The following is a 26,104-nucleotide window of genomic DNA, read 5'->3' as shown; positions in this document are numbered from 1 at the left end:
CTTTTTCATTATTGCTGAAGCGTAAATTCTTTTGAAAGATGGTGCGCTAAGTATTTAAACATGTTAAATACTGCGGTTGTATTCTCTGTTGGCAATCCGTTGCTGTCTAAGAAGTATTCACCCTTAAAGACGAGTACGTCGTCTTTTTCTACTACGCTGTTTGTGCGCATGCCTTCAATGTAGTCATCATGTGATTGGATAATTTGGTTTGCGATAAGCAGTAAATCAAATTCTGCTATTACTTTCTTTGTCATGAGTTTATCTCTGATAACTGAATATATCGTTGAGTTTATTGTGTAGCACTAGGGCGTGTTGATCTTTGCTGTACATTCCGTGTTCAACAATACATCGGTAGCCACATTAACATGAATGCCAGTGATAACATGCTGGCATAATTCCTTTCTAGCTTGTCATATCTACTTGAAATAGCTCGATAATGCTTAATTCTCCCAAAGGCATTTTCGACCAAGTGACGATACTTGTATAGACACCAATCCATACTGTCTTTGTCTATATCTTGTCCGTAATTGCGTTTAGCAATTACTGTTTCTCCGCCACGTTCCTTAACAAAAGTACGGAAAGGTTCGCTGTCATATCCTTTATCACAAACGATGGTATTAACTTCATCGAGTTGCTCAACTAAGCTTTCGGCATGCACTATATCGTGGCGTTGTCCCTCTGATAAATCAAAGCAAATCGGCAGGCCACCACTATCTACAGCTAAGTGAATTTTGGTTGAGTTGCCCCCGCGACTTTTTCCTATTTGCTCTGAACTTTCAGTAGCTGCACCTGTACTATGCTGATGCGCTCTAACTATAGAGCCATCAAGAAATACCCATTCAAAGTCAGCCATGCTAGATAAGCTTTTGAAAAGATTATCTAAAATCCCTTTCTTTGACCAAAGATTAAATCGTCTGTAAACGGTACTCCACTCTCCGAACTCAGAGGGTAGATCTCGCCAAGGAATACCTGTTCTCATTCGATAAAGTATTCCTTCAAATGTCATTCGATGTTCAGTTTTATCGTAAATACGACCTGTACTTTTCATAACTTGGAGTAGCAGTTCCCAGCGAATATCAGTTAGCATTGTTCTTGGCATGGTATTGGTTATGGTTTTACTTTTGGCGAAGCAAATTATAACTCTTTACCATGCTGTTCAAAAAACACTCACGAAAGATCAACACGCCCTAGAAATTCAATGATTTCACAACCGAATAAGAGAGTCTTTTTGAATCTTCATCATTTATTTTGTGATTTATGACAAAAATAATTGAATGGGGCTCGCGTTAGTTTCGCGTACAAGCTTAGTATGGCCGCGCTTATATGTAATGCCTGATGAATAGGCTCTTGCAAGTATTCTTTGTGAGTACTCGATCGCTTTTTTACATTGTGACCCTTTTATCCGCTGAGTCGTCGATTTGTCGACCGATCAGATCCAATTTTGAAAAAAGCGGTTGATCTTCTAGTAATCTCGCACAATAGTAAAAAAAGAAGCAATGAATTTAGACTATCATGCGTAAAAGCCCACAAGTTAAATTGTTGGTGCTGAAGCATCGTGATTAAGGACGTTAGAGTCAATATGGGTAAATCGCTAGTTATAGTGGAGTCGCCGGCCAAGGCTAAAACCATCAATAAATATCTTGGCAAAGACTTTGTCGTTAAGTCGAGTGTAGGTCACGTACGTGATTTACCAACGGCAGGTCAAAGCACCGGTAAAAAGGCTACTGCAGTTTCAACCAAGGGTATGAGCCCAGAAGATAAAGCTCGTATCAAGAAAGAAAAAGATCGCAAAGCGCTAATTAAAAAGATGGGTATCAACCCATACAATGAGTGGGAAGCGAACTACCAAATTCTACCTGGTAAAGAAAAAGTCGTTGCTGAATTGCAAAAACTGGCTGAGAACGCAGACCATGTTTATCTCGCAACCGATTTGGATCGCGAAGGAGAAGCTATCGCATGGCACCTTCGTGAGATCATCGGTGGCGATGAAACGCGATACAAACGAGTGGTTTTTAACGAAATTACTAAGAATGCTATTCAGCAAGCTTTCGAAACTCCAGGTGAGCTAAACATCGATGGCGTAAATGCACAGCAAGCACGACGTTTCATGGACCGTGTTGTGGGCTTTATGGTGTCACCTCTGCTTTGGAAAAAAGTAGCACGAGGCCTATCCGCTGGCCGTGTTCAATCTGTAGCTGTAAAACTACTGGTTGAGCGTGAGCGCGAGATCAACGCTTTTATCCCGGAAGAGTTCTGGGATGTGCACGCTGATACTAAAACAACGGATAAAACAGATTTCAGACTGCAAGTAGCACAAAAAGATGGTGTTGCTTTCAGACCGGTAAACGAAGCGCAAACTCTGGCTGCCGTTAGTGTTTTAGATAAAGCTCAATACGAAGTATGTAAACGTGAAGACCGCCCAACGAAGAGTAAGCCGTCTGCCCCTTACATTACGTCAACGTTGCAACAAGCTGCGAGTACGCGTCTTGGCTACGGCGTAAAGAAAACCATGATGCTGGCTCAGCGTCTCTATGAAGCGGGCTACATCACTTATATGCGTACTGACTCGACTAACTTGAGTTCAGAGGCTGTAGAGGCCGCACGTGAATACATTGGTTCTGAGTTTGGTGCGCAATATTTGCCAGCTAAAGCACTTGTTTACGGTAGCAAAGAGGGCGCACAAGAAGCCCACGAAGCGATTCGTCCTTCAAGTGTTGATGTGAAGTCTGAAGACTTAAATGGTGTTGATGCTGATGCTCACAAACTTTACTCGCTGATTTGGAATCAATTCGTCGCGTGTCAAATGAAGCCAGCGCAATACGATTCAACAACAGTAAGCGTTAAAGCGGATGAGTACACGCTGAAAGCGAAAGGCCGTATCCTTAAATTTGATGGTTGGACTCGCGTTCAACGTCCAATGGGCAAGAATGAAGATACTATTCTTCCAGCTGTTCAAATTGGCGATAAGCTTGACCTGATTACTCTAGACCCTAAACAGCACTTCACTAAGCCACCAGCACGTTTCACTGAAGCGGCGCTAGTAAAAGAGCTTGAGAAGCGTGGTATTGGTCGTCCTTCAACGTACGCATCAATCATCTCGACAATCCAAGATCGTGGCTATGTGAAAGTTGAACAGCGTCGTTTCTATGCTGAAAAGATGGGTGAAATTGTTACTGACCGTCTAGACGGCAGTTTCAATGACCTAATGAACTATGACTTTACAGCTCGTATGGAGCAAAAGTTAGACCAAATCGCAGAAGGTGAAGCGAGCTGGAAAGGCGTTTTAGATAACTTCTTCACAGACTTTACTGGCGACCTAGAGCAAGCGGATCTCGATGAAGATGCGGGTGGTATGAAGCCAAACCATATCGTTGAAACCGATATTGAGTGTCCAACTTGTAGCCGTAAAATGGGTATTCGTACTGCTTCAACAGGCGTATTCCTAGGCTGCTCTGGTTATGCACTTCCACCAAAAGAACGTTGTAAGACAACGATCAACCTTGGTGATGAAGAAGGTATTATCAACGTTCTCGAAGAAGATGTTGAAACCGCAGCACTTCGAGCTAAAAAGCGTTGCCCTATCTGTGAAACGGCAATGGATGCTTATCTGATTGATGATAAGCGTAAGATGCATGTTTGTGGTAACAACCCTAACTGTGAAGGTTATGTGGTTGAACACGGCGAATTCAAAGTGAAGGGCTATGATGGTCCACTTGTCGAGTGTGACAAATGTGGTTCTGACATGGTTCTTAAGAACGGCCGTTTTGGTAAATACATGGATTGTACGAGTGAAGATTGTAAAAATACTCGTAAGATACTGAAAAACGGCGAAGTTGCGCCGCCTAAAGAAGATCCTGTGCACTTCCCTGAGCTTCCATGTGAAAACTCAGATGCGTACTTTGTTCTTCGTGATGGTGCTTCTGGCTTGTTTATGGCGGCGAGTAATTTCCCTAAATCACGTGAAACACGTGCACCATTAGTTGAAGAGCTTGTTCGTTTTAAAGATCGTATTTCACCTAAGTTCCAATACCTAGCATCAGCGCCTGCTGCTGATCCAGATGGTAAGCCTGCAGTAGTTCGCTTTAGTCGTAAGACAAAAGAAAACTATGTTCGAACTGAAGTGGACGGAAAACCTTCTGGTTGGACGGCGTTATATATCGATGGCAAATGGGAAGTAACGGATAAACGTAAAAAGCCTAAAGAAAAGTAATTGAACGTTATTGACTAAAAAAGCAGCCACGAGGCTGCTTTTTTTGATCTAAATATGACTAATTATGCAAATTATTGAGTTTCTATCTCATTTGTGGTAATTAAATTCACACCGTAAAATAAATTAATGACACCTTCTTATTCAACTGTAACGAGAGTGTAACTTAATTAAAATATTGTAAGTCACAGATCAGTGTTTATTTGTATACCTGATGTGTGTCGGGTGTTAATGTAATGTTTCGCTCAGGCGTTGTAATGTGAGCTGCTTTAAGTCTTAGGAAAGCAATCAACTTATGTAACACAGAATGGCGTATTAATAATTGAAATCGGCAGGAAAGTCGATAACGTATATAAAACCAAGTGCAAGGAATAGTGCACATGTAACAACGTTTGGCTTAGGATACTGTCACTGTATGTGAATAGATATTCGTTAAGTACCGAAAAAGTGTTAGTGCTCATCCCTCAGAGGAAGAGACCTCTACGAGTGCTGACATCGACAAGCTATAAATATATGGAGAATAAAATGGCTGGTGTATTGGGAATGATTCTTGCTGGTGGTGAAGGCTCTCGCTTAAGACCTTTAACTGAATCTCGCAGCAAACCCTCGGTTCCTTTCGGTGGTAGCTACCGCTTAATTGATTTCGCTTTGAACAACTTCGTTAATGCTGATCTGATGAAGATCTATGTATTAACACAATTCAAGTCACAATCACTGTTCCATCATATGAAAAAAGGTTGGAATATCAGCGGGATAACAGATCGCTTCATTGACCCTATTCCTGCGCAAATGCGTAAAGGGAAGCGCTGGTACGAAGGCACAGCAGATGCTATCTACCAAAACATGGGCTTTATGGAGTTAGAAGAACCTGATCAAGTCTGTATTTTTGGTTCTGACCATATCTATAAAATGGATATCAAACAGATGCTTGATTTCCATAAAGAGAAGCAAGCAGCGCTAACCGTTTCTGCATTGCGCATGCCGCTTGCGGAAGCATCAGAATTCGGTGTTATCGAGGTCGATGCTGAAGGCCGTATGATTGGCTTTGAAGAAAAACCCGCAAATCCGAAGCCGATTCCAGGCGATCCTGAATCTGCGCTCGTTTCAATGGGCAACTACGTGTTCGAAGCAAAAGAGCTTTTTGCCGAACTAACAGAAGATGCAGATAAGCCGGATTCTACTCACGATTTCGGTAAAGATATTATTCCAAACATGTTCCCACGTGGTGACGTGTTTGTTTATGACTTCAGCACTAACCGCATTACCGGTGAAAAAGAAGAAGTTTACTGGCGCGATGTAGGTACGATTGACGCGTACTGGCAAGCTCATATGGACCTTCTTAAGAAAGATGCGCCATTCTCGTTATACAACCGAAAATGGCCTCTACACACTTATTACCCGCCACTACCACCAGCTACTTTTACTGACTCGGCAAATGGTCGAATTCAGATCATTGATAGCCTTGTGTGCAGCGGTAGTTATGTTCGTGGTTCGCGCATTGAAAAGAGTGTATTGGGTTTCCGCAGTAATATCGCATCAGCGTGTGATATCAGCGAGAGTATCTTACTTGGTGATGTGAAGGTTGGCGAAGGCTGTATACTACGTCGAGTTATCATTGATAAAGATGCAGATATTGCACCAGGCACCCAGATTGGTGTAAACCTGACAGAAGATAAAAAGCATTACCATGTATCTGACGATGGTATAGTCGTGATTTCTAAAGGAGCACGAGTTGGTTACTAAGACTCTCTCGGTACTTTTTGTAGCGTCTGAAGTTGAAGGCTTAATTAAAAGTGGTGGCTTGGCTGATGTAGCCAAGGCACTGCCTAAAGCCCTACAAACACTCGAACAAGACGTTCGAGTGACCATTCCCGCTTATCGAAACATCCCAAACATTGATTCAGCAGAAGTCATCTTGGCTACCGAGCTGGATCATTGGCCTCACACAGCTTATCAAGTTAAGAAATTGAGCGTCGAAGGTGTTCAAGTTTTTGGTATTGAATGTGCTAAGTATTTCGATCGCTCTGAAATGTACGCTGAAAATAATCATGCTTATGCCGATAATGGAGAGCGTTTCTCGTTCTTTAGTGCTGCGTGCCTGGATATGCTTCCTAAACTTGGCTTTCAGCCGGATATCGTCCATGCCAATGATTGGCATACGGGCTTTGTCCCTTTCTTGCTTAAGTCTCGTTATCAACATCACGACTTTTTTAAAAATACACGCAGCGTAATCTCGATTCACAATGCTGTTTTTAAAGGCGTATTTTCTTACAAAGAGTTGCAATCTCTGCCTGAAATGCACAGTCATAATGTCCCAGAAGCTGCGGTAAGTGATACTCACGTGACCATGCTAAAAGCGGGTGTGCTATATGCAGATAAAGTGAACGCGGTCAGTCCAACTTATGCACAAGAGCTGAAGACGGAATTAGGCAGCCATGGTATGGCGGCTGAATTCCAACACAGATCTGACGACCTGTTCGGTATTTTGAATGGCTGTGATTACGGTGCCTGGAACCCGGAAACAGATGCTTTCTTGCCTCGCAAATACAAAGCGACCAAGCACAGCATGGTTCGCGGAAAATCGGCTTGTAAGCAAAAACTGCAACAAGATGTCGGTCTACCCGTTATCGATTGTGCTGTATACGGCATGGTTTGCCGACTGACCAATCAAAAAGGCGTTCATTACTTATTGCCAATCATCGAGCAATTCTTGAAGAACGACTTGCAAATTGTGATTGTGGGTACAGGCGATCCTGTATTGGCGAGTCAGCTAAAAGAGTTGTCGGCACTTCACTCAGACAAGTTCACGTTTGTTGAAGCTTATAACAACGAATTAGCGCATTTGGTCGAGGCCGGTTCAGATTTCTTCTTGATGCCTTCTGAGTTTGAGCCTTGTGGCTTAAACCAAATCTATAGCATGGCTTACGGTACGTTACCGATTGTTCGTTCTGTAGGTGGTTTAAAAGATAGCGTGAATGATTACGATCAGGATCCTGAGGTCGCGACTGGGTTTGCTTTTGATCAACCGACACCACAAGCGTTACTGGCTGTGTTACATCGTTCATTATTGCTCTACGCACAAAACCCATCTGAAATTAAGCGTGTTCAGCTTTATGCTATGCAGCAAGATTTTAGTTGGGAAGATGCGGCAAAAGAGTATCTTGCAATGTATCATTCTTCACTTTAACTCGCTGAAATAGTTATAAAATTAAGCTGGCGGCTAGTAATAGTTTGTAATGAAAGAAGGCGCTCTGAGATTAGAGTGCCTTTTTGTTTTCTGTTCAGAGCAAATCACGTTTACGAAGACAAAACTTGCAAACGCATTTTAGTCAGGTAAAAAAGGCGGGCTAGGTATTCACATGACTAATGTTAGGTTTGACACTATTATCACTTAAAGTTCTTAATAACGTGATATCCTTAGCCATTGCCTCGTCATGAGGCATAGCTCCATTATTATAATTAAAGCGATAGGTATGTCTGAGAGTTTATTATTTCATAAAACATTTACTCACCCTACGAGCGATGAATGGGTTGTGTTTGTGCATGGCGCGGGAGGCAGCTCCTCAATCTGGTTCAAGCAGATCAAAGCGTATAAACAATATTTCAACCTGCTTCTCATTGATCTGAGAGGGCATGGTAAGTCAGACAATATTTTAAAAGAGCTGATAGCGAACCGCTATACATTCAAATCGGTCACACTCGATATCCTCAAAGTACTGGATCATCTTAAAATCCGCTCCGCGCATTTCGTTGGTATGTCTCTCGGGACGATTATTGTTCGCAATGTAGCGGAATTAGCCGCAGGTCGCGTGCGTTCAATGGTACTTGGTGGAGCGGTGACTAAGCTCAATACCCGCTCTCAAGTACTAATAAAACTGGGCAACTTAAGCAAGCACATTATTCCATACATGTGGCTATACAGTCTTTTTGCTTATGTTGTCATGCCACAAAAGAGCCAAAAAGAATCTCGCCATCTATTTATCCGTGAAGCTAAAAAACTGTGTCAAAAAGAATTTAAACGCTGGTTTATCCTGACTGCTGACGTAAACCCTCTGATGAAATATTTCAAAGATAGAGAGCTACCAATCCCGACTCTTTACTTGATGGGAGAACATGACTACATGTTCATCAAGCCCGTAAAAGAGATGGTTGAAGCACATGAGTCGAGTGAGTTAGTGGAAATAGCAAATTGCGGACATGTGTGTAATGTTGAAAACCCTGAAGAGTTCAACCAACGTTCAATCGCGTTTATTCAAAAACAAATCCAGTGACTTTCTGGGTTCGTTATCAGAACAAATAAATCGAATTAAATAAAAACGGGAAGCTAATATTAGCTTCCCGTTTTTATTGTGAAGGAGTATCGTTCGTTATGTTCTTACTCTGGTGATACAGCGCCGCATTGCCAACAAGAACCAAATTGCGCTTCGTTGATCTCATGGCACTCTCCACAACGCCACTCTTCATAGATGATCGAATCTTGCTGTTTTTGGTAGTCATTAACGATCGTGCGGGCTTTATTGGCCAATTCTGGCTCATATAACCATACGTAAGGGTCAGTTTCCTCAGTGAATGGAATTTCCCCTTTCAAACTGAACAAACCCTCACCACGGACTTCACAAGCAATATTCTCACTTTCTAACAATCCACAGATGATATGGGCTTCTGTAGGATTCGATGCACTGAAGATTTTCATTGAAATAGAACCTTATTCGGTTTTGGGTTTTAGTCAGTTATATACGTTATTCCGCTATACACGTTAGTCAGCGACAGGTGCTGAGCGAAACTTACTCATCAACCATTTAGCAATAATTGGGAATACACCCAATAAGGAAAATGACAACAATACTGAAGGAGATACGATACCCGAAAGTGAATCAATTTCTGCGAGTTGAGTACCAGCATTCAAGAAAACCGCAGTTCCTGGCAACATGCCTATTTGACTCGTGATGTAGTAACGAGTCATCGACATTGGGGTTAACCCCATTAACAGGTTGATAAGAAAAAACGGGAAAACAGGAATCAGACGTAGAGAGAATAAGTAAAATGCCCCGTCTTTTTCAACACCCTTGTTAATCGTTGCTAACTTGTCGCCAAACTTGGTTTGAATCCAGTCACGTAAAAGGTAACGGCTACTCAAGAAGGCGAGGGTTGCACCAATAGCACTCGCGAAAGACACCAGCAGTAAACTGTTCCAGAAACCAAACAGCGCAGCGCCTAAGAGAGTAACAACTGCAGCGCCAGGGATTGAGAAAGCCGTGATCATGACATAGGCGGCAAAATAAATCGCAGTAGCAACAATAAAGTTGCTCGCGATGTAGTCGTTCAAAACTGCTTGTTGAGTCTTCGCATTTTCAAGTGTTAGGTATTGGCCGAAATTGACGCCTAATAGGACGATGATTACGACCAACACGATACCCAATATCATTTTCTTACTCATTGATACTTCCTCTAATTTTTTAATGCATACCATTAGTATAGATAGACAGGCAAAGCATAGATTAACTTTCAACAGATATAAAAAAGCCGCAAGAATGCGGCTTAGTTATGTAGATAGTTTGAACTGACAATATTAATTGATGCGACTGATAAGCTCTTCACGACGTTGCTGCGGTATAACAGACCAATGAGTACCATTGATCGCACCTTCTAGCGCCCAAAGCAGCTCAATGTTGACAGAGGATGCATGCGATTCCTTGATGGCGTTAAATGCGTTTACAGAGCCAGATTCATATAAGCATTCTACGGAATCGATTCCCGCCTTTTTCAACATACGCTCGGTAGCCAATCGAAGGTTAGGGAGGTCCTTTAGTCGAGTTGGCTTAGCAGAAGACTGCTCAGCTTTCTCTTCTTTAGCAAAACCCAGAGACGTCGTAGCAAGCTGCAAGATTTTCTCTTGGTCTTGCCATAAACCTTCCGGTAATGCGAAATACTTAGTGACGACAGGGAAACCACGTTTTTTGTAGACGTATGGTTGAAACCCTTGTTGCTCGAATTGCCTTGTTGTGTCTTTGTCCGCTCTTATGTGCAGCTGGTCATTTACAACCAGAGCAAACATAGTGTCATCAGCAAAAAGCCCGAATCCACCAAACATTGAGCGTGATTTTATTTTTCCTAGGGGCTCAAATAATTTCATTGAGTCCTTTAGTATCGGTTTATCCATGTTATTTATCTCGGTGTATTTGAACTACGCCACCAAATAAGCAGGTCCGAAAGATTAGCAAAATGTTGCAATTAAATTGTCAATAAGCCGTAAATTACCAGATTGTTAGTAACTACTGCATTTTGCCATCGGTAACCCCGCTACCATACCAACGAGTGGTTTAGGCCGGAAGCTTTGCGTCTCACTCTTTCAAGTGGTTTGCCCTGTGCGTGACTGACTGATTGAATAGAATAAAGTTTTTGTTGAATTAGGCTCACACCTGATATTTAAAAATGTGATGTTGCTCCAATTAATGATCTTGATGATGTGCAACTAGGTTTATTTTGTCTGCTTATAAAAAAAGCGCACCCAAAGGTGCGCTTAATGAAATTAAACTCGATTTATCAATTAATTTAACGTTTTAACTGTGCTTCGCTCAACAATTTCAGGGTGCATTTCAAAGACACGTTTTTCATGATCTTTATCTTTAATGCGTTCCAACAAAATTTCGAATGCATTTTTACCAACACGACGCTTAGGTTGGTGAACCGTTGTCAATGGTGGAGAGAAGTATTCTGCAAGTTCAATGTTGTCGTAACCGATAACCGAAATATCTTCAGGAATGCGAATGTCTTGCTGTTGCAGGCGACTCATTAGGCCAAGTGCCATTGTGTCGTTAAAACAGAACACAGCGGTAGGGCGATCTTCCATCTGAGCAATTTTATCAGCCGCAAGTACAGCGGTATCACACTCGAAGTTACCTTCAATGATGAGCTTTTCGTCGGTTTCGACCTTCGCTTCATTGAGTGCGCGTTTGTAACCCGCGATGCGTTCTACACATGCTGCTTTGTCTAAGTGGCCACTTAAACAAGCAATCTTTGTGTGACCACGTTCTAGCAGGTATTTGGTTGCTAGATAGCCGCCTTCTTCAGAGTTATCGATGATCTTATCAGCCTGAGAGGTTTCAGGGCCCCAATCCATGACAACTTTTGGGATATCAGCATGGCGATCTAACATGCCACGAAGTTCTTCTGTTAAGTCAGAACACATAACCAAGATGCCATCTACACGTTTTTCTGCAAGCATTCGAATGTAGTCACGTTGCTTCTCATAGATACCACCTGTGTTACACAGAATCAAAGTGTAACCTTGACGGTAGCAGTAGCTTTCAACACCATCGATCACTTCCGAGAAGAAAAGGTTTGTTGATTGAGTCACTAGCATGCCGATAGTACGTGTTGAATTGCATTTCAAGCTACGAGCAACAGCACTTGGCGCGTAGTTTAATTCGTCTACGGCTTTGTTTACTTTCTCTTGAGTCGCTTCTGCAACAAAACGTGTTTTGTTGATTACGTGAGAAACGGTGGTAGTTGATACGCCTGCTAAGCGAGCGACATCTTTTATAGTGGCCATGGTTTTATCCTATTATAGAAGCTACTTTCCCAAGTACGGAATAAAGCAGCCGTTAAGCTACCTAACTAAGAGCTTAAATTTGTAGGGCTCTTTGGGGTATTAAAGTGCTAAAAAACAAAAAACCGCTATTGAGCGGCTTGTCTTAACACCGAAATGCTCTGAACTTAAATAAGCATAGCATTTCGTGAATGTTTCATATTTTATCGTTTGCGGTCACAATTTTAGACTGACTAGAAATTACTCGCAATAAAATTCACCCAGAAATCTGGGTGAATTGTCACATTCTATTGAATTTGTTTACTTAATCATCAGCGAATCTTATTCACCCGCTAAATACTGAGTGTCCAGATTACAGAAGGCAACGAGAAGAGAGGCAATCGATGCATAGAAACCGAATGAATCGATCTCACGACATCTAGCGTTGAACTTTGGTACCCAAGTAAGAAGTTGTTGTTCAATAAACTGTTGTTGAACAGCGAACGATTTTTCTAATTCTTCTTCAAGCTCAGTTTCATTTGAACGGATGATGAGATTACCAAGGAAATCAAGTTCGATAGCAATGTGGTCTGCTGGCTCTTTCAGATCTTGGTTTACCACCAAGTTGTGCTTAGCCATGATATCTTCCATGTCTTTAGCTGGCTTGTCGTTTAACAGACCCGTTTTGCCGATATACATTGAAGCGTAAGGTAGAGCACCATGTTTATCTGTCTTTAAGAATAGATCGCAGAAGTCAGCAGACAGTTCTAGTTGGGCATCTTCACGTGTTTGTAGACGGTTCAATGCGTCTACCAGAGTGTCAATCGCAGGCTTAAGTGTTTCGTTTTCGCCTAAACCAGTCAGAAAAGAACGAATCTCAACAGAATGGTAGTGATCGAGTTCTTCTTGTGTGAGCTCTTTAGCGAACAAGCTTGATAGCCACCAGTATATTTCAGCTCTTTGTTCGTTGAATGCTTTCGTATCTTTCATTTCATAGATCCTGATTTAGTCTTGTGATGTTTATATACCCAAGCATCGTGAAATCATTTGGGCATAAGCACACCAAGGCTCAATAACAAGGTTATTTGCTAAACGCAAAGTGACTCGTTAGTCGTAATGCCTATATTGAATTGCGATGGACGGTAAATAGCAAGGTTTTAGATTGTCTTGTATCAAAAAAGATTCATGTTTCTCGCTTTTATCTGCTGTACCACTAGAATTGTTACTAGTTATGAATAGAATGGTTACTGAAACTATTAAATAAGAAAAGTGGTGTAGATGAGCTATCACGTATTAGTCGTAGAAGATGATGTGGTAACCCGCAGTAAGCTGGTTGGATATTTCCAAAACGAAGGTTACACAGTGAGTGAAGCGGAAAGCGGCGCTCAAATGAGAAACGTGTTGGAAGAAAACAACGTTGACCTCATTATGCTAGACATCAACTTACCAGGCGAAGATGGATTGATGCTAACTCGCGAATTACGCAGTCAATCGGACATTGGGATTATTTTAGTTACTGGACGCACGGATAGCATCGACAAAATTGTAGGCCTAGAAATGGGCGCAGACGATTATGTTACTAAACCCATCGAACTGCGCGAGTTATTAGTTCGAGTTAAAAACTTACTTTGGCGTATTGCTGCTGCTCGTAAAACAGCGGTGGGTGCGGCAGTTGAAGCAGAAGACGAATCTGTGGTTCGTTTTGGTGAGTGGACGTTTGATATCCCTCGTCGTGCTTTAAGTAAAAACGGTGAGCCAGTTAAGCTGACTAAAGCAGAATATGAGCTGCTCGTTGCGCTTTCTTCTTACCCTAACCAAGTGCTAAGTCGTGAACGTATTTTGAACATGATCAGCCACCGAGTGGATGCTCCAAATGACCGAACCATCGACGTGTTAATCCGTCGCATGCGTGCGAAGATGGAGTTTGACCCTAAGAACCCACAAATCTTTGTGACGGTTCACGGTGAAGGTTACATGTTTGCTGGTGACTGATTCTCTTCGGGAGTTCTAGTCAGCAACAAAATTTGAACGTAAAAAAGCCGAGACATCATTGATGTCTCGGCTTTTTATTTGCGTTTTATCGCTTATCGCTTATCGCTTATCGCTTTCTTGACGATTCATGAGTGGCTCGAAAGTCGTTATATAAAAGCAGTGACACTAAAGTAGATACTTGAAATCAAGAACTCTCATTAAGACTGCGCAGCAGAAGCTACACCATCGTCCTCTTCTAAAATAGAAGGCTCAGGGATAACCGAAGGTTCTTCGATATTGTCATTGCTTGTGTCTAGCCAATCACGGAGACTTTGCCAAACTAACCCCATTGTTTCGTACCAGTAACGTTCTGTCTGTTCAAGATAGAGCGCTTTAGGCATGTACTTATTCCAAGGTTCAACAATGCCTTCTTGTGCAAGGTAGTTGGTTGGTGCGGGTAATGGCTTCATACCTGCCGCATGGAATTCATTCAATGCGCGAGTCATGTGGCTCGCCGATGTTACTAACACCATATTTTTATTTTTAACGAATGCGGCCGCTTGGCGCGCCTCTTCCCACGTGTCTTTAGCGGTTTCAAGCAGAATGATATCGGGTTTTGCTACGCCCAAGGCTAACGCTACTTTGGCCATCATTCTTGCGTTGCTCACTTCAGTGCCTGCACCGTAGCCAGACAAAATGAGTTTTGCACCAGGGTAAAGGCGAAGAATACGAATGCCTTCACTTAAACGCATGAGCCCTGTGCGACTAAGTTCTGATGTTGGTGGAATTTGATCATCGACGACGTGACCACTTCCAAGAACCATAACGTAGTCGATGGTGTCGTCTACGGGCAAAAATGCGGTGTGTTGCCTTTCCATTGGCATTAAAAGTTGACTAGAAACTGGTTGGAAAGCGATTAGGAAAATACTACAGAGGGCTGAAAGGGTAATTAGGCAACCAGTCTTCCTTTTAGTAGTAAACATCACTAGGGCTAAACCCAGAAAAGCGAGAATTAACATTGCTGGCAGTGGCATCAATAGCGAAGACACTACTTTTTTCAGCTCAAACATATCCGAATAGTCCGAAAAAACATCACTTAGTAGTAAAAAGAGACATCGCCTCTTTATTCCTGAAATTCCTGTGACAGAATAGCAGGCACGATAGGACATAATAACTCAAGTAGCCGTGACTGAAGACCGTAATTTCGACGATATTGCCCACAAATTTGCAAAAAATATTTACGGCTCTGACAAAGGAGAGATCCGTCAGATCATCGTATGGGAAGATTTAGAACAAGCTTTGAGCAAATTTGAACAATCAGCCTCACCTCTGCATGTTCTTGATGCCGGAGGCGGTCTTGCACAGATGTCGCAAAAAATAGCTGCGTTAGGGCATAACGTTTCTCTGTGTGATCTCTCTTCTGAGATGCTTAAGCTTGCAGAAGAAAGTATCAGCGAAGCGGGTTTGTTAGAGCAGTATCGGTTCATTCATTCTCCGGTACAAAAAGTAGCAGAGCACCTTGAAGGCCAAGTTGACTTTGTGATGTTTCATGCCGTAATGGAATGGCTCGCAGATCCTAGAGAGGCACTTGATTTATTACTAGAACAAGTAAAACCCGGTGGCGTTGCCTCGATAATGTTTTACAACCACCACGGATTAGTCCTGAAAAATGTGATTTGTGGCAACATTCCTCATGTATTGAATGGGATGCCACATCGAAAACGGTTTAAGCTGCAACCACAAAAGGGCTTGAAGCCAGAAGAAGTTTATCAATGGATAGAAGACGCTGGTCTAGAAATCTGTGGTAAATCAGGCATTCGCTCCTTTAGTGACTACATAGGTAATATGGAGTACATGGGCGATTACCAATTTGAAGATGTATTGGGACTAGAAAAACAGCTGTGTCGCCAAGAGCCATATCTGTCGCTAGGCCGTTATATTCACGTTTGGGCTCAAAAACCTGCGCAATAACAGCGGTGAATGTGGTAAAAGAAGCCACAACATGCGCTATGCAATCGTAAGAAGCCCGCGTCATAAAGAAATAGACGTAATATCTAACATGTTCGATATTTCGAAAAACAGTAACAGGAACCACAATGAGTGAAATGACTCAAACTGCCGAAGAGCAGCCAATTGATGAGTTGGTAGGCTGGGTCAAGCAGCATGACTTTTCATTAAACTTGCCGCCAGAACGTTTAGCATTTTTGATTGCTATCGCTGTGCTAAGCAATGAAAGGTTCGATGAAGAGCTAGGTGAAGGTGAATTACACGATGCATTTACCATTGTCACTCGTCTGTTTGAAGATACCGGTGAAGCGTCTGCATTCCGTGCAAACAACGCTATCAACGAGTTGGTTAAACAAAAACTGATCAGTCGTTTTACTAGTGAGGTTACCGACGGTGCGAGTATTTACCGTCTTTCTCCACTTGCGATCGGAATTTCAGATTATTACTTACGTCACCGTCAATTCTCTAAGTTAAAACTGTCGATTCAACTTTCGATGGTTGCAGATGAGATGGCTAAAGCGATTGAAGCTGCGCAAAGAGGTGGAACACCTGGTCACTGGCAAAAGAACGTTTATGGCGTTTTGAAATATTCAGTGGGTGAGATCTTCGATCAGATCGATTTAAACCAGCGTGTGATGGACGAGCAGCAACAAACCGTCAAACAGCAAATCGCCGATCTTCTTAATAAAGATTGGCGAGAAGCGATCAATAACTGTGAGTCTTTGCTATCGGAAACCTCAGCCACGCTAAAAGAATTGCAAGACACCTTGCAAGCGGCCGGCGACGAACTACAAACCCAGATCCTCGATATTCAAGAAATTGTGTACGGTGATGATGAACTTGAGTTCGTAGGCGAAACCTTGTTTGGTTTGCAAATGAAACTCGATCGAATCACAAGTTGGGGCCAACAGGCGATCGACTTATGGATCGGTTATGACCGCCACGTACATAAATTTATCCGTACCGCGATTGATATGGATAAAAACCGTGCCTTTAGCCAACGCTTGCGTCAGTCGGTTACCGACTACTTTGATGCACCTTGGTTACTGACTTATGCCGATGCTGAAAAGCTGACCGATCTTCGTGATGAAGCCTTGGTGCTTCGTGATGACGAAGTGATGGGGCAAGCACCGATGGAAGTAGAGTACGAAGAATTCGAGCAAGTGAACGACCTGCTTTCAGACCGAATTGCAGAGATGTTAAAAGCTCACAAACAGCAAGGTGCGCCAATTGATCTTGGTCTTGTGTTACGCGATTATCTCGCAGCACACCCTCGCACACACCATTTTGATTTAGCCAGAATTGTTGTCGACCAAGCTGTGCGCTTAGGTTACTCAGCGTCTGACTATCAGGCTATTCAGCCGGATTGGCAGGCAATCAACGATTTCGGTGCAAAGGTACAAGCAAATGTCATTAACAAGTACTGATGATTACATGCCAGAGAAACTGGTAAAAGCGATAGCGAACCCGCTGTTCCCTGCGCTAGACAGCATGCTGCGTTCAGGCAAGCATATTTCAACAGAAGACCTAGACAACCACGCGTTGCTTTCTGATTTCGAAGTGGAACTTCAGCATTTTTACCAACGCTACAACACGGAACTCGTGAAAGCGCCTGAAGGTTTTTTCTATCTGCGCCCGCGTTCTACGTCTTTGATTAGTCGGAGTGTTTTGTCTGAGCTCGATATGCTCGTCGGCAAGGTATTGTGTTTCTTATACCTAAGCCCAGAGCGTTTAGCTCACGAGGGTATCTTTACAAATCAAGAGCTATTTGATGAGCTGATTTCGCTAGCCGATGAGAAAAAACTCATGAAACTAGCGACGAACCGAGCGTCTTGTTCTGACTTGGACAAAGAAAAGCTCTTTGAAAAAGTACGCACATCTTTACGTCGTTTACGTCGTATCGGCATGCTGATTGCGATTGGTGAAACGGGCAAGTTCCGAATCAGTGAAGCGGTATTCCGTTTTGGTGCTGATGTTCGTGTTGGCGACGACATGAAAGAAGCTCAGTTGCGTCTAATCCGTGATGGTGAAGCTGTGGTTCATACCCAAGAGCCTAACCAAGGCAGCTTGCTAAATGAAGAACAAGCGGAAGCTGTATCGGAACTAGATGTAGACGAAAACGGTCAGCAAGACATTTTTAACGATCAAGCCGACTTTGATGACGAATCAAATCTTGGCGAACAGAACAAAGTAGAAGGTGATGCATGATTGAAAGAGGTAAGTATCAATCATTAACCATGATCAACTGGAACGGCTTCTTTGCACGTACTTTTGATATCGATGGATTGGTTACAACGCTTTCTGGCGGTAACGGTGCGGGTAAGTCTACCACCATGGCGGCATTCATCACGGCACTCATTCCTGACCAAAGCCTTCTGCACTTCCGTAATACAACGGAAGCAGGCAGCTCACAGTCTTCTCGTGATAAAGGCCTTTACGGCAAGCTTCAGCCTGGTGCATGTTATGCTGCGTTAGATGTGGTGAACTCTCGTAATCAACGCCTATTGTTCGCGGTAAAACTGCAGCAAGTAGCAGGTCGTGACAAGAAAGTAGACATCAAACCGTTTGTTATCCAAGGCCTTCCAAGCGACGTGAAACCAACTGATGTGTTGATTCAGAACGTTTCAGACAGTCATGCTCGCGTATGTCAGTTAAACGACGTAAAAGCGGCAGTTGCACAATACGAAGGCGCGCACTTCAAAGCCTTCTCTTCGATTGTCGATTATCACGCTCAAATGTTTGAGTACGGTGTTGTGCCGAAAAAACTGCGTAACAGCAGCGACCGTTCTAAATTCTACCGCCTGATTGAAGCATCACTTTATGGTGGTATCTCAAGTGCAATTACGCGTTCACTGCGTGATTACCTTCTGCCACAAAATGGTGGTGTGAAGAAAGCGTTCCAAGATATGGAATCAGCACTTCGCGAAAACCGCATGACACTTGAAGCGATCAAAACGACTCAGTCGGATCGTGACTTGTTCAAGCACTTGATCACCGAATCGACCAATTACGTGGCAGCAGACTACATGCGCCATGCCAACGATCGCCGTAATAAGCTTGATCAAACCATGAAGTTCCGTGGTGAATTGTTTGGCTCACGTGAAACCTTGCTTAATCAAAATAACCTGTTGAACCGAGTTCAAGAAGAGCTCGAGCAGTTGGTTGATCAAGAGTCTGCACTTGAGCAAGATTATCAAGCGGCTTCGGATCATCTTCAGTTGGTTCAAACTGCACTTCGTCAGCAAGAGAAAATTGCTCGCTATAGCGAAGATCTAGAAGAGCTTAATGAGCGTCTAGAAGAGCAGATGATGGTAGTTGAAGAAGCTCAAGAACGAGTACTTCTAGCGGAAGAGCAGGCAACCATTACTGAAGAAGAAGTGGATAGCCTGAAAACTCAGCTTGCTGACTACCAACAAGCGTTGGATGTTCAGCAGACTCGAGCGTTGCAATACCAACAAGCAGTTCAAGCGTTAGAAAAAACCAAGCAGCTACTCGGTGATGAATCGATTACCGCAGAAAGCGCATTAACTCTGGTTTCTGAGCTAAAAGCACAAGAAGGATCAAGCACTCAAACGCTACTGTCTACTAAACATAAGCTAGACATGTCTTCAGCTGCCTCTGCGCAGTTCGACAAAGCGCTTTCTCTTGTTAAAAGCATCGTTTGCGATGTAGAGCGTAAAAACGCTTCTCACAGCGCTAAACAAGTATTAGAGAAAGGCCGTAACGCAAAACACGTTGTCGAAAACGAACAGCAGTGGCGTGCACAGCACCGTGATATGGCTCGTGATGTAGCGCAACAGCGTCAAGCTAAAGAGCTAGCGACCGAATACCAAAAGCAACACAACGTATTACTCACAGATGAAGCGATCTTTGATGAAGAACGCGAGCGTCATGCTATGCAGATCGAATCGCTTGAGTACGCTCAAGAAGAACTGCGTGAAGCGAAGAGTGAGCAACGTCGTGTTCAACAAAATCACGATCAAGAGATTCAAAAACTGGAGTCAATTGCTCCAGCATGGATCACGGCCAACGACGCGCTTGAGACATTAAGAGATCAAACGGATACTGAGCTAGAAAATAGTCAAGCGGTGATGACTCAAATGCAACAAGTGCTCGAAGCCGAAAAGTCTCAATCAGTAGCAAAAGATCAGTTAGCAACTCGCCGTGCTGAACTTGAGCAAGAGATTGAACGCTTAGCGTCTCCGGGCGGTTCTAACGATCCTCGACTGAAAGGCCTTGCGGATACTCTGGGTGGCGTGTTGCTTTCTGAGATCTACGACGACATTACCATTGGTGATGCACCGTATTTCAGTGCGATGTATGGCCCAGCGCGTCACGCGATTGTTGTGTCAGATCTTGATGGTATTAAAGAGAAGCTGGTGGATCTTGAAGATTGCCCAGACGACCTTTACATCCTTGAAGGCGATGTCGATGCGTTTGATGATAGCTCATTCAATGCTGATGAACTCGAAGGTGCGGTGTGTGTTCAGCTGAACGATCGCCAGATGCGTTATTCTCGTTTCCCTGAGATCCCTCTGTTTGGACGTGCGGCTCGTGAGCAACGTTTAGAGAAATTGCGTGAAGAGCGTGATGTGGTTGTGGAGAACCATGCGAAAGCTGCGTTTGATTCGCAGAAATTGAATCGCCTATACCAAGCATTCAATAGCTTTGTTGCTACACACCTACACGTTGCGTTTAACGCTGATCCAGAGCAGGCGCTAGCGTCTATTCGGTATAAGCGTAACCAAATTGTCCGTTCTCTGGCAGAGCTAGACTCTAAAGAACAACAGCAACGCAGCCAACTTCGACAAAGCAAGCAGGCAATCGGTGCATTAGACAAACTAGCACCAATGGTTCGTATTTTAGAAGACGAAACATTGGTTGAGCGTCTTGCTGAATTGGAAGCGCAACTCGAGCGCTTGAGCGAAGCGAAGTCGTACCTGAACCACCACGGTAAAGCATTGGCTTCGCTCGATCAGATCGTTTCAGCACTCGATGCTGACCCAGAACAGTTCGAGGCACTGGAAGCGCAATACCAACAAGCAGACCAAGCTCTACAAAGCTTGAAGGGTAAAGTGTTTGCTCTGTCTGACTTAATCGAACGTCGTCACTACTTTGCTTACGCGGATTCTGTAGACCTGCTTAACAAGAGCAGCGAACTGAGTGAGCAATTGAAAGCGAAGTTGGTTCAAGCAGAACAAGAAAGAACCAAGGGCCGTGATGGCTTGAAGCAAGCTCGTGAACAGACGAACCAGTACAACCAAGTATTGGCAGCACTGAAGAGCTCACATCAAGCGAAACAAGAAACGGTTCAAGAGTTCAAACAAGAGCTTCAAGAGTTTGGCGTAAATGCTGATGAAGGCGCTGAAGAACGTGCTGTGCGTCGTCGTGACGAACTGCATGAGCGTTTGCATACTTCACGTGGTCGTAAGAGTGAATACGAGCGTACCATTACGTCAACTGAACTTGAGATGAAAGCACTGGCTAAGCGTCTTAAGAAAGTACAGAAAGAGTACACCGAGCTTCGTACCTTCGTTGTTGCAGCGAAAGCGGGTTGGTGTTCAGTACTTCGTTTAGCACGTGAGAATGATGTTGAACGTCGTCTGCATAAACGTGAACTGGCTTATCTAACGGCAGGCGAGCTTCGCTCTATGTCGGATAAATCATTGGGTGCACTGCGTTTGGCTGTGTCTGACAATGAAGACCTTCGTGATTCGCTGCGTCTATCTGAAGACAACGCGCATCCAGAGCGTAAAGTTCTGTTCTACATTGCGGTTTATCAACACCTTCGTGAGCGTATTCGCCAAGACATCATTCATACGGATGATCCAGTTGAAGCAATCGAAGAGATGGAAGTTGAACTTGCTCGTCTAACAGAGGAATTGACGCAGCGTGAAAACCGCTTAGCGATCAGCTCTGAATCGGTAGCAAGCATCATCAAGAAAACGATTCAGCGTGAGCAGAACCGTATTCGAATGCTGAACCAAGGTTTGTCGAATATCTACTTTGGTCAGGTTAAGGGCGTGCGTTTGAACGTTAAGATCCGTGAAAGCCACGAGATCTTATTATCAGGCCTCGCAACTCAACAAGAGCAGCACAAAGACTTGTTTGAAAGTACTCGTTTTACTTTCTCTGAAGCGATGGCGAAACTGTTCCAACGTGTGAATCCACATATCGATATGGGTCAACGTTCCCCACAAGTTCTCGGTGAAGAGTTACTGGATTACCGTAACTACCTAGAGCTGAGTGTTGAAGTTAACCGTGGTTCAGATGGTTGGTTACAAGCGGAATCGGGCGCGCTGTCTACGGGTGAGGCGATCGGTACTGGTCAGTCAATCCTGTTGATGGTTATTCAGAGCTGGGAAGAAGAGTCTCGTCGACTTCGTAGTAAAGACATCGTTCCATGTCGCTTGTTGTTCCTTGATGAAGCAGCACGTCTGGATTCTAAGTCAATCTCTACGCTGTTTGAACTGTGTGACCGCCTAGGCATGCAGCTTCTGATTGCTGCGCCAGAGAACATTAGCCCAGAGAAAGGTACAACCTACAAACTGGTTCGTAAGGTATTTAAAGACCACGAACATGTACACGTTGTTGGCCTAAGAGGCTTTGCTCAAAACAAGCCGGCATCTCCGGTGCAAGAGCTTCTCGAAGAAATTGATCAATAACTTTGATAGCCGAGTTATAACCTTGATAGCGCAGCTATAAGCTCGAAAGCGACTCTATGATATTTATTCAAAGCCCCTAATCATTAGGGGCTTTTTTTTACCTTGAATCTAACAAAAAAGCCGCGTAACTCTCAGAGTTATGCGGCTTTCTATTGAACTCGATTAGTTATCGAATTACTTACTTGTCGACCAAGGTTAACTTGGTGAGATCTTAATTTCGATTAGCTTGGTACAATTTCGCTACCGTGAACACCAAATTGCTTAGCCGCGTAGGCAACGCGCTCTGCAGCTTTTGGGTATTCAGCGGGTACGCCTAGATTTTCAATATGATGCAAACGAGGTAGTAAACCTACGCCATTTGCAATCTGTATTGCCAATCCAGGACGAGCATTAAGCTCCAGTACCATAGGGCCTTCTTCTTGGTCTAAAACCATGTCAGTACCCATGTAGCCAAGTCCTGTCATTTCCCAAGCGCTTGATGCAAGAGTCAGTAGTTTTTCCCAATGCGGCACTTGAAGTGCGGCTAACTCTTTCCCTGTATCTGGGTGATGAGTGACTGGTTGGTCAAACTGAACTGCACGAACGGCTTTTCCGGTCGCGATGCAAATACCGACGCCCACAGCACCTTGGTGCAAGTTTGCCTTACCGTCAGAAGCTGAAGTAGAAAGACGCATCATCGCAATCACAGGGTAGCCTTTAAATACGATGATTCGTACATCTGGCACGCCTTCGTAACTGAAGCCTTCGAAACACTCATCAAACTTGATGAGGTTTTCAACCACAGCTACGTCGTTCTTACCACCTAGTGAGAAAAGACCGGCGAGAGCATTACTTATGTGACGCTCTACGTCTTCTTCGTTAATGGTTGAACCCGATGGTTTGGTGTAAACCCCATCTTTATGAGAGATCACGACAAGGATGCCTTTACCGCCACTTCCTTGCGCTGGCTTAATAACAAAGCCAGGCCACTCTTTAACCATTTTATGAATTGTTTTTACTTCAGCTTGGTGACCAATTACGCCAATCAACTTTGGTACGGTTGCACCAGCCTGTTCAGCAATAATCTTAGTTTTAAGCTTGTCATCAACGAGTGGATACTTGGAACGATCATTATAGCGACCAATATAACTATGGTTACGCTTGTTCATTCCCATTATGCCTTTGTCTTTCAACTTAAACGGTGAAGTAAATTTATCAAACATAACTTAGTCCTCCGCTAGCGGTTTAAAGCGACGAAGCTCGGTTAGACGGTAGCCTGTGTAGTTACCTAGTAGCAAGATAGTCGCTAGAATAACAAGCTGCAAACCAATAAAGTTGAACGTTAAGTGTTGAATGAACGGGTTAGTCATACCTAAGTAAACTAGTACCGCGGTAAATAGTGAGCCGCCACCTTGTAGTACAACTTCTTTCGCGCCTTCTTCTTCCCAAAGGATAGACATACGTTCGATAGTCCAAGACAAGATAATCATTGGGAAGAACGTAATAGATAGGCCTTCGGTGAGTCCGATTTTAAATGCGACTACAGTAAATATCGAGATAATCATAATTACCGTAATAATTACAGCGGATATCCTGGCTACGAGCAAGAGGTTAAGTTTGGATAAGTAACTTCGAATTACAAGACCAGTACCAACAATCAGTAGGAAGCCAACAATACCTGTCACCAACTGCGTTTGAACGAATGCCACGGCAATCAGAACGGGCATGAACGTACCAGAAGTCTTAAGACCGATGATAACTCGCAGGAACACAACGATTAGCGCACCAATTGGAATCAGCATGATGGTTTTAAACATCGCTTGCTCTTCTAACGGTAGGCTGTGGATCGACAGGTTCAACAGTTGATCGGCAGAGACTTTACTGCTGGTTGCTTCTGTTGGTGAGATTTCCTGAGCAATCATCGAGAAGTGAACTTTACTGTTCTGGCCACCCACTACATCTAATAGAGAGACATTTGATTCGTCCCAGATGAGCAGGTTTGGTTGAACTTGTTGCTCGCTAGATTCAGGAGAGAATAGAACCCACTGGCTATTATCCCAAATTTGGTTCATATGTTGGATTGATTGGCGACGACGTCCGTCTTCCAGCTCAATAACACCGACGACTTTGTTGTGGATCTTAGCGGCAGAAAGTAGCTTGTGTATCGCTTCTACTTTAGTCATGTTATTCAGAATCAGCGCTGAGTTTTGGCTGTCTGGATCGTTAAGCGTTTTGATTAACTCACGAGTAAAGGTGATGTTGTCTGCTGAACGCTTGGTTGCTCTGTCAATCAAAGCAAGAGCTGCAGCTTCTTCAGGGCCGTCAAAGCTTGGTTGAGCCACTTCACCTTCTGGAGGTGTTGAGGTGACGTTCGCTTGGCTATCGACTAAGAACTGTGTCTTGTAGTAGATGGTTTGCGGGCCATTTGCATGACGAATTGACCACTCAGCACGGCGACCTGAATCTGTATTCAAGTATGAAATACCGTAGCCTGGTGATGAAGCTGACTCGCCGATAAGTGTAAAGTTAGACTGTGTGTGAGGTGCGGCTAGTGAAACTTTTGCTTCTTTACCAACTGCATTGAATTCGATACGAGCTTCAATGTCCCAAACCTGATTAGTTTCGCCTGGAGTCCAGGGTACACCGTAGGTTGTATGTCTGAACATACTCAGTGTTATCCCTGCTACGATGAGTAGGAAAATTGAGATATAAAATGGAATTCTTGACGTCATAGCTTACCCTACTATTGTTATTTAACTTCCGTTTGTACGTATTTTTTACTTACATCTACTAGCGCTATGTCTTTGATAAATTCGCGCCCTAGTAATACAGGGTGACTCATTTGAGAGCGATCCGCCAATGTAAATTGCGCTTTTTCATGGATTTTTCCAACTTTCACCCATAATTCAATCACAGCTCTACGTTCTGTCTGATCATTGGTTGATTGGCGGATTTTCACAAAACGTACAACGGGTGCTTCAATCCATTTCTGGTCTTCTGGTGATTGTGCTTTATCTGCTAAGTGGAACTTCACCCAGTCTTTACCGTTACGCTCGAATTCTTTGATGTCTACAGCATTTAAAGAAGAGGTTGTTGCGCCGGTATCAACACGTGCATCAAAGCTTTGGTTGATAGAATCTATGGATACTTTTTCGATTCCACCAAGGATGGTCGGTTGTGATGTAGGAGCGATAGGTTGGGTTGTCACTGCCACAGATTCTTCTTCCTCTAGCTGTTCAATAACTTTGTGTTCCATGCTCGTGAGGTGAACATCTAATTGGCTAGAAAGGGTGATGATCTCGTCTTCTAAGCTTTCTATATAATCACTTTGATTGCTGACTTGCAGTTCAAGGTTTTGAACCTTATTTGCGATGTTTGTCTCTGAGCGGGCAATAGCGTCGAGAGTTTCTTGGTGGTAGGCCGCACCGTTGGTGAGGGTACAGCCAGAGAGCAAACCAACCGCCACAATTGGCGATAATCGCTTAAACATAAAAAAACCTTTGGAAATTAGAGAATAGTTCATACTATTTAGAAGTTTAGCCTACAAAAAAGGATGCGTGAAGCATCCTAATGTAAGAGTCTGGTCATATTGATTCGCTATGTGAGCGCTACGCCAGTTATCGCCAATTGAAATAGCTCACTTATTAAACATAAGTCAATTTTTGTTCAATTTACGCGCTTTTAAGTCAAAGTTTACTGCGACAGGTGTGATGGCTTCATTGCTACCAAAAGCTATTATTTGGTGCT

The 26,104-nt window shown here is 43.5% G+C and carries 20 protein-coding genes and 1 riboswitch; of the genes, 9 read left to right on the top strand and 11 right to left on the bottom strand.

Annotation, left to right across the window (positions count from 1 at the left end):
• Positions 1 to 8 precede the first annotated feature (8 nt).
• Together ACMAZD_RS11370 and ACMAZD_RS11365 are read right to left on the bottom strand one after the other, a co-directional pair.
• On the bottom strand, positions 9 to 254 hold the full coding sequence (locus tag ACMAZD_RS11370; RefSeq protein ID WP_017105775.1) for a YciN family protein: 246 nt from the start codon (positions 252 to 254) through the stop codon (positions 9 to 11).
• 83 nt (positions 255 to 337) lie between these two features.
• On the bottom strand, positions 338 to 1,099 hold the full coding sequence (locus ACMAZD_RS11365; protein ID WP_102276546.1) for an IS5 family transposase: 762 nt from the start codon (positions 1,097 to 1,099) through the stop codon (positions 338 to 340).
• 480 nt (positions 1,100 to 1,579) lie between these two features.
• Here ACMAZD_RS11365 and topA point away from each other — a divergent pair, with 480 nt between their 5' ends.
• The 4 genes from topA to ACMAZD_RS11345 all read left to right on the top strand — a co-directional run bounded on the left by topA (position 1,580) and on the right by ACMAZD_RS11345 (position 8,478).
• A complete protein-coding gene (gene topA, locus ACMAZD_RS11360) occupies positions 1,580 to 4,210 on the top strand; it encodes a type I DNA topoisomerase (protein WP_435247305.1) in 2,631 nt (876 codons plus the stop codon).
• A gap of 522 nt (positions 4,211 to 4,732) precedes the next feature.
• Positions 4,733 to 5,950 carry a glucose-1-phosphate adenylyltransferase gene (glgC, locus tag ACMAZD_RS11355; protein WP_435247304.1) on the top strand — a complete coding sequence of 406 codons (1,218 nt, stop codon included), beginning with the start codon at positions 4,733 to 4,735 and terminating at the stop codon, positions 5,948 to 5,950.
• Entirely contained in the window at positions 5,940 to 7,394 is a 1,455-nt protein-coding gene (gene glgA, locus ACMAZD_RS11350) for a glycogen synthase GlgA (RefSeq protein ID WP_435247303.1), read from the top strand. The genes glgC and glgA overlap by 11 nt, the downstream gene beginning before the upstream one ends.
• A 286-nt stretch (positions 7,395 to 7,680) precedes the next feature.
• Positions 7,681 to 8,478, top strand: coding sequence for an alpha/beta fold hydrolase (locus tag ACMAZD_RS11345; RefSeq protein ID WP_435247302.1), 798 nt, complete (start codon positions 7,681 to 7,683; stop codon positions 8,476 to 8,478).
• A gap of 104 nt (positions 8,479 to 8,582) precedes the next feature.
• On the opposite strand, the gene ACMAZD_RS11340 is transcribed toward ACMAZD_RS11345, so the two are convergent.
• The 5 genes from ACMAZD_RS11340 to torD form a co-directional block, all read right to left on the bottom strand.
• Positions 8,583 to 8,900 carry a DUF2007 domain-containing protein gene (locus tag ACMAZD_RS11340; RefSeq protein ID WP_435247301.1) on the bottom strand — a complete coding sequence of 106 codons (318 nt, stop codon included), beginning with the start codon at positions 8,898 to 8,900 and terminating at the stop codon, positions 8,583 to 8,585.
• A 63-nt stretch (positions 8,901 to 8,963) separates the two neighbouring features.
• A complete protein-coding gene (locus ACMAZD_RS11335; protein ID WP_435247300.1) occupies positions 8,964 to 9,644 on the bottom strand; it encodes a TVP38/TMEM64 family protein in 681 nt (226 codons plus the stop codon).
• A 132-nt stretch (positions 9,645 to 9,776) separates the two neighbouring features.
• Positions 9,777 to 10,367 carry a TfoX/Sxy family DNA transformation protein gene (locus ACMAZD_RS11330; RefSeq protein ID WP_435247299.1) on the bottom strand — a complete coding sequence of 197 codons (591 nt, stop codon included), beginning with the start codon at positions 10,365 to 10,367 and terminating at the stop codon, positions 9,777 to 9,779.
• 127 nt (positions 10,368 to 10,494) lie between these two features.
• Positions 10,495 to 10,580: riboswitch (cyclic di-GMP riboswitch) on the bottom strand.
• Positions 10,581 to 10,754: 174 nt separating this feature from the next.
• Positions 10,755 to 11,759 carry an HTH-type transcriptional repressor PurR gene (gene purR, locus ACMAZD_RS11325; RefSeq protein ID WP_435247298.1) on the bottom strand — a complete coding sequence of 335 codons (1,005 nt, stop codon included), beginning with the start codon at positions 11,757 to 11,759 and terminating at the stop codon, positions 10,755 to 10,757.
• 318 nt (positions 11,760 to 12,077) lie between these two features.
• Positions 12,078 to 12,725 (bottom strand): molecular chaperone TorD, encoded by a 648-nt coding sequence (gene torD / locus ACMAZD_RS11320; protein ID WP_435247297.1) that lies wholly within the window; start codon positions 12,723 to 12,725, stop codon positions 12,078 to 12,080.
• A 288-nt stretch (positions 12,726 to 13,013) separates the two neighbouring features.
• Between torD and torR the strand changes: the two genes are divergently transcribed.
• Positions 13,014 to 13,727 (top strand): two-component system response regulator TorR, encoded by a 714-nt coding sequence (torR, locus tag ACMAZD_RS11315; protein WP_435247296.1) that lies wholly within the window; start codon positions 13,014 to 13,016, stop codon positions 13,725 to 13,727.
• A gap of 197 nt (positions 13,728 to 13,924) precedes the next feature.
• Here torR and elyC read toward each other — a convergent pair whose 3' ends face one another.
• A complete protein-coding gene (elyC, locus tag ACMAZD_RS11310) occupies positions 13,925 to 14,776 on the bottom strand; it encodes an envelope biogenesis factor ElyC (RefSeq protein WP_435247295.1) in 852 nt (283 codons plus the stop codon).
• A gap of 115 nt (positions 14,777 to 14,891) precedes the next feature.
• Here elyC and cmoM point away from each other — a divergent pair, with 115 nt between their 5' ends.
• From cmoM to mukB, 4 genes are all read left to right on the top strand, one after another.
• Complete coding sequence (cmoM, locus tag ACMAZD_RS11305; protein WP_435247294.1) at positions 14,892 to 15,677, top strand: tRNA uridine 5-oxyacetic acid(34) methyltransferase CmoM; 786 nt, start codon at positions 14,892 to 14,894, stop codon at positions 15,675 to 15,677.
• A gap of 125 nt (positions 15,678 to 15,802) precedes the next feature.
• Positions 15,803 to 17,140, top strand: coding sequence for a chromosome partition protein MukF (gene mukF / locus ACMAZD_RS11300; protein WP_435247293.1), 1,338 nt, complete (start codon positions 15,803 to 15,805; stop codon positions 17,138 to 17,140).
• Positions 17,121 to 17,921 (top strand): chromosome partition protein MukE, encoded by an 801-nt coding sequence (gene mukE / locus ACMAZD_RS11295; RefSeq protein ID WP_435247292.1) that lies wholly within the window; start codon positions 17,121 to 17,123, stop codon positions 17,919 to 17,921. The genes mukF and mukE overlap by 20 nt, the downstream gene beginning before the upstream one ends.
• Entirely contained in the window at positions 17,918 to 22,378 is a 4,461-nt protein-coding gene (mukB, locus tag ACMAZD_RS11290) for a chromosome partition protein MukB (RefSeq protein WP_435247291.1), read from the top strand. The genes mukE and mukB overlap by 4 nt, the downstream gene beginning before the upstream one ends.
• 221 nt (positions 22,379 to 22,599) lie before the next feature.
• On the opposite strand, the gene ACMAZD_RS11285 is transcribed toward mukB, so the two are convergent.
• From ACMAZD_RS11285 to ACMAZD_RS11275, 3 genes are read right to left on the bottom strand one after another with little or no spacing between them, the layout of a single operon-like run.
• Positions 22,600 to 23,580: an alpha-L-glutamate ligase-like protein gene (locus ACMAZD_RS11285; RefSeq protein ID WP_435247290.1), complete on the bottom strand. Its 981-nt coding sequence runs from the start codon at positions 23,578 to 23,580 to the stop codon at positions 22,600 to 22,602.
• 3 nt (positions 23,581 to 23,583) lie between these two features.
• Complete coding sequence (locus ACMAZD_RS11280) at positions 23,584 to 25,089, bottom strand: inactive transglutaminase family protein (RefSeq protein WP_435247289.1); 1,506 nt, start codon at positions 25,087 to 25,089, stop codon at positions 23,584 to 23,586.
• Between the two features lie 17 nt (positions 25,090 to 25,106).
• Entirely contained in the window at positions 25,107 to 25,847 is a 741-nt protein-coding gene (locus tag ACMAZD_RS11275) for an ATP-dependent zinc protease family protein (RefSeq protein WP_435247288.1), read from the bottom strand.
• Positions 25,848 to 26,104 lie beyond the last annotated feature (257 nt).

It is taken from the genome of Vibrio sp. nBUS_14, from assembly GCF_051201655.1.
GTDB lineage: Bacteria > Pseudomonadota > Gammaproteobacteria > Enterobacterales > Vibrionaceae > Vibrio.
The sequence above is the reverse complement of the archived record's forward strand: the minus strand, read 5'-3'. Positions and strand labels throughout refer to the sequence as shown.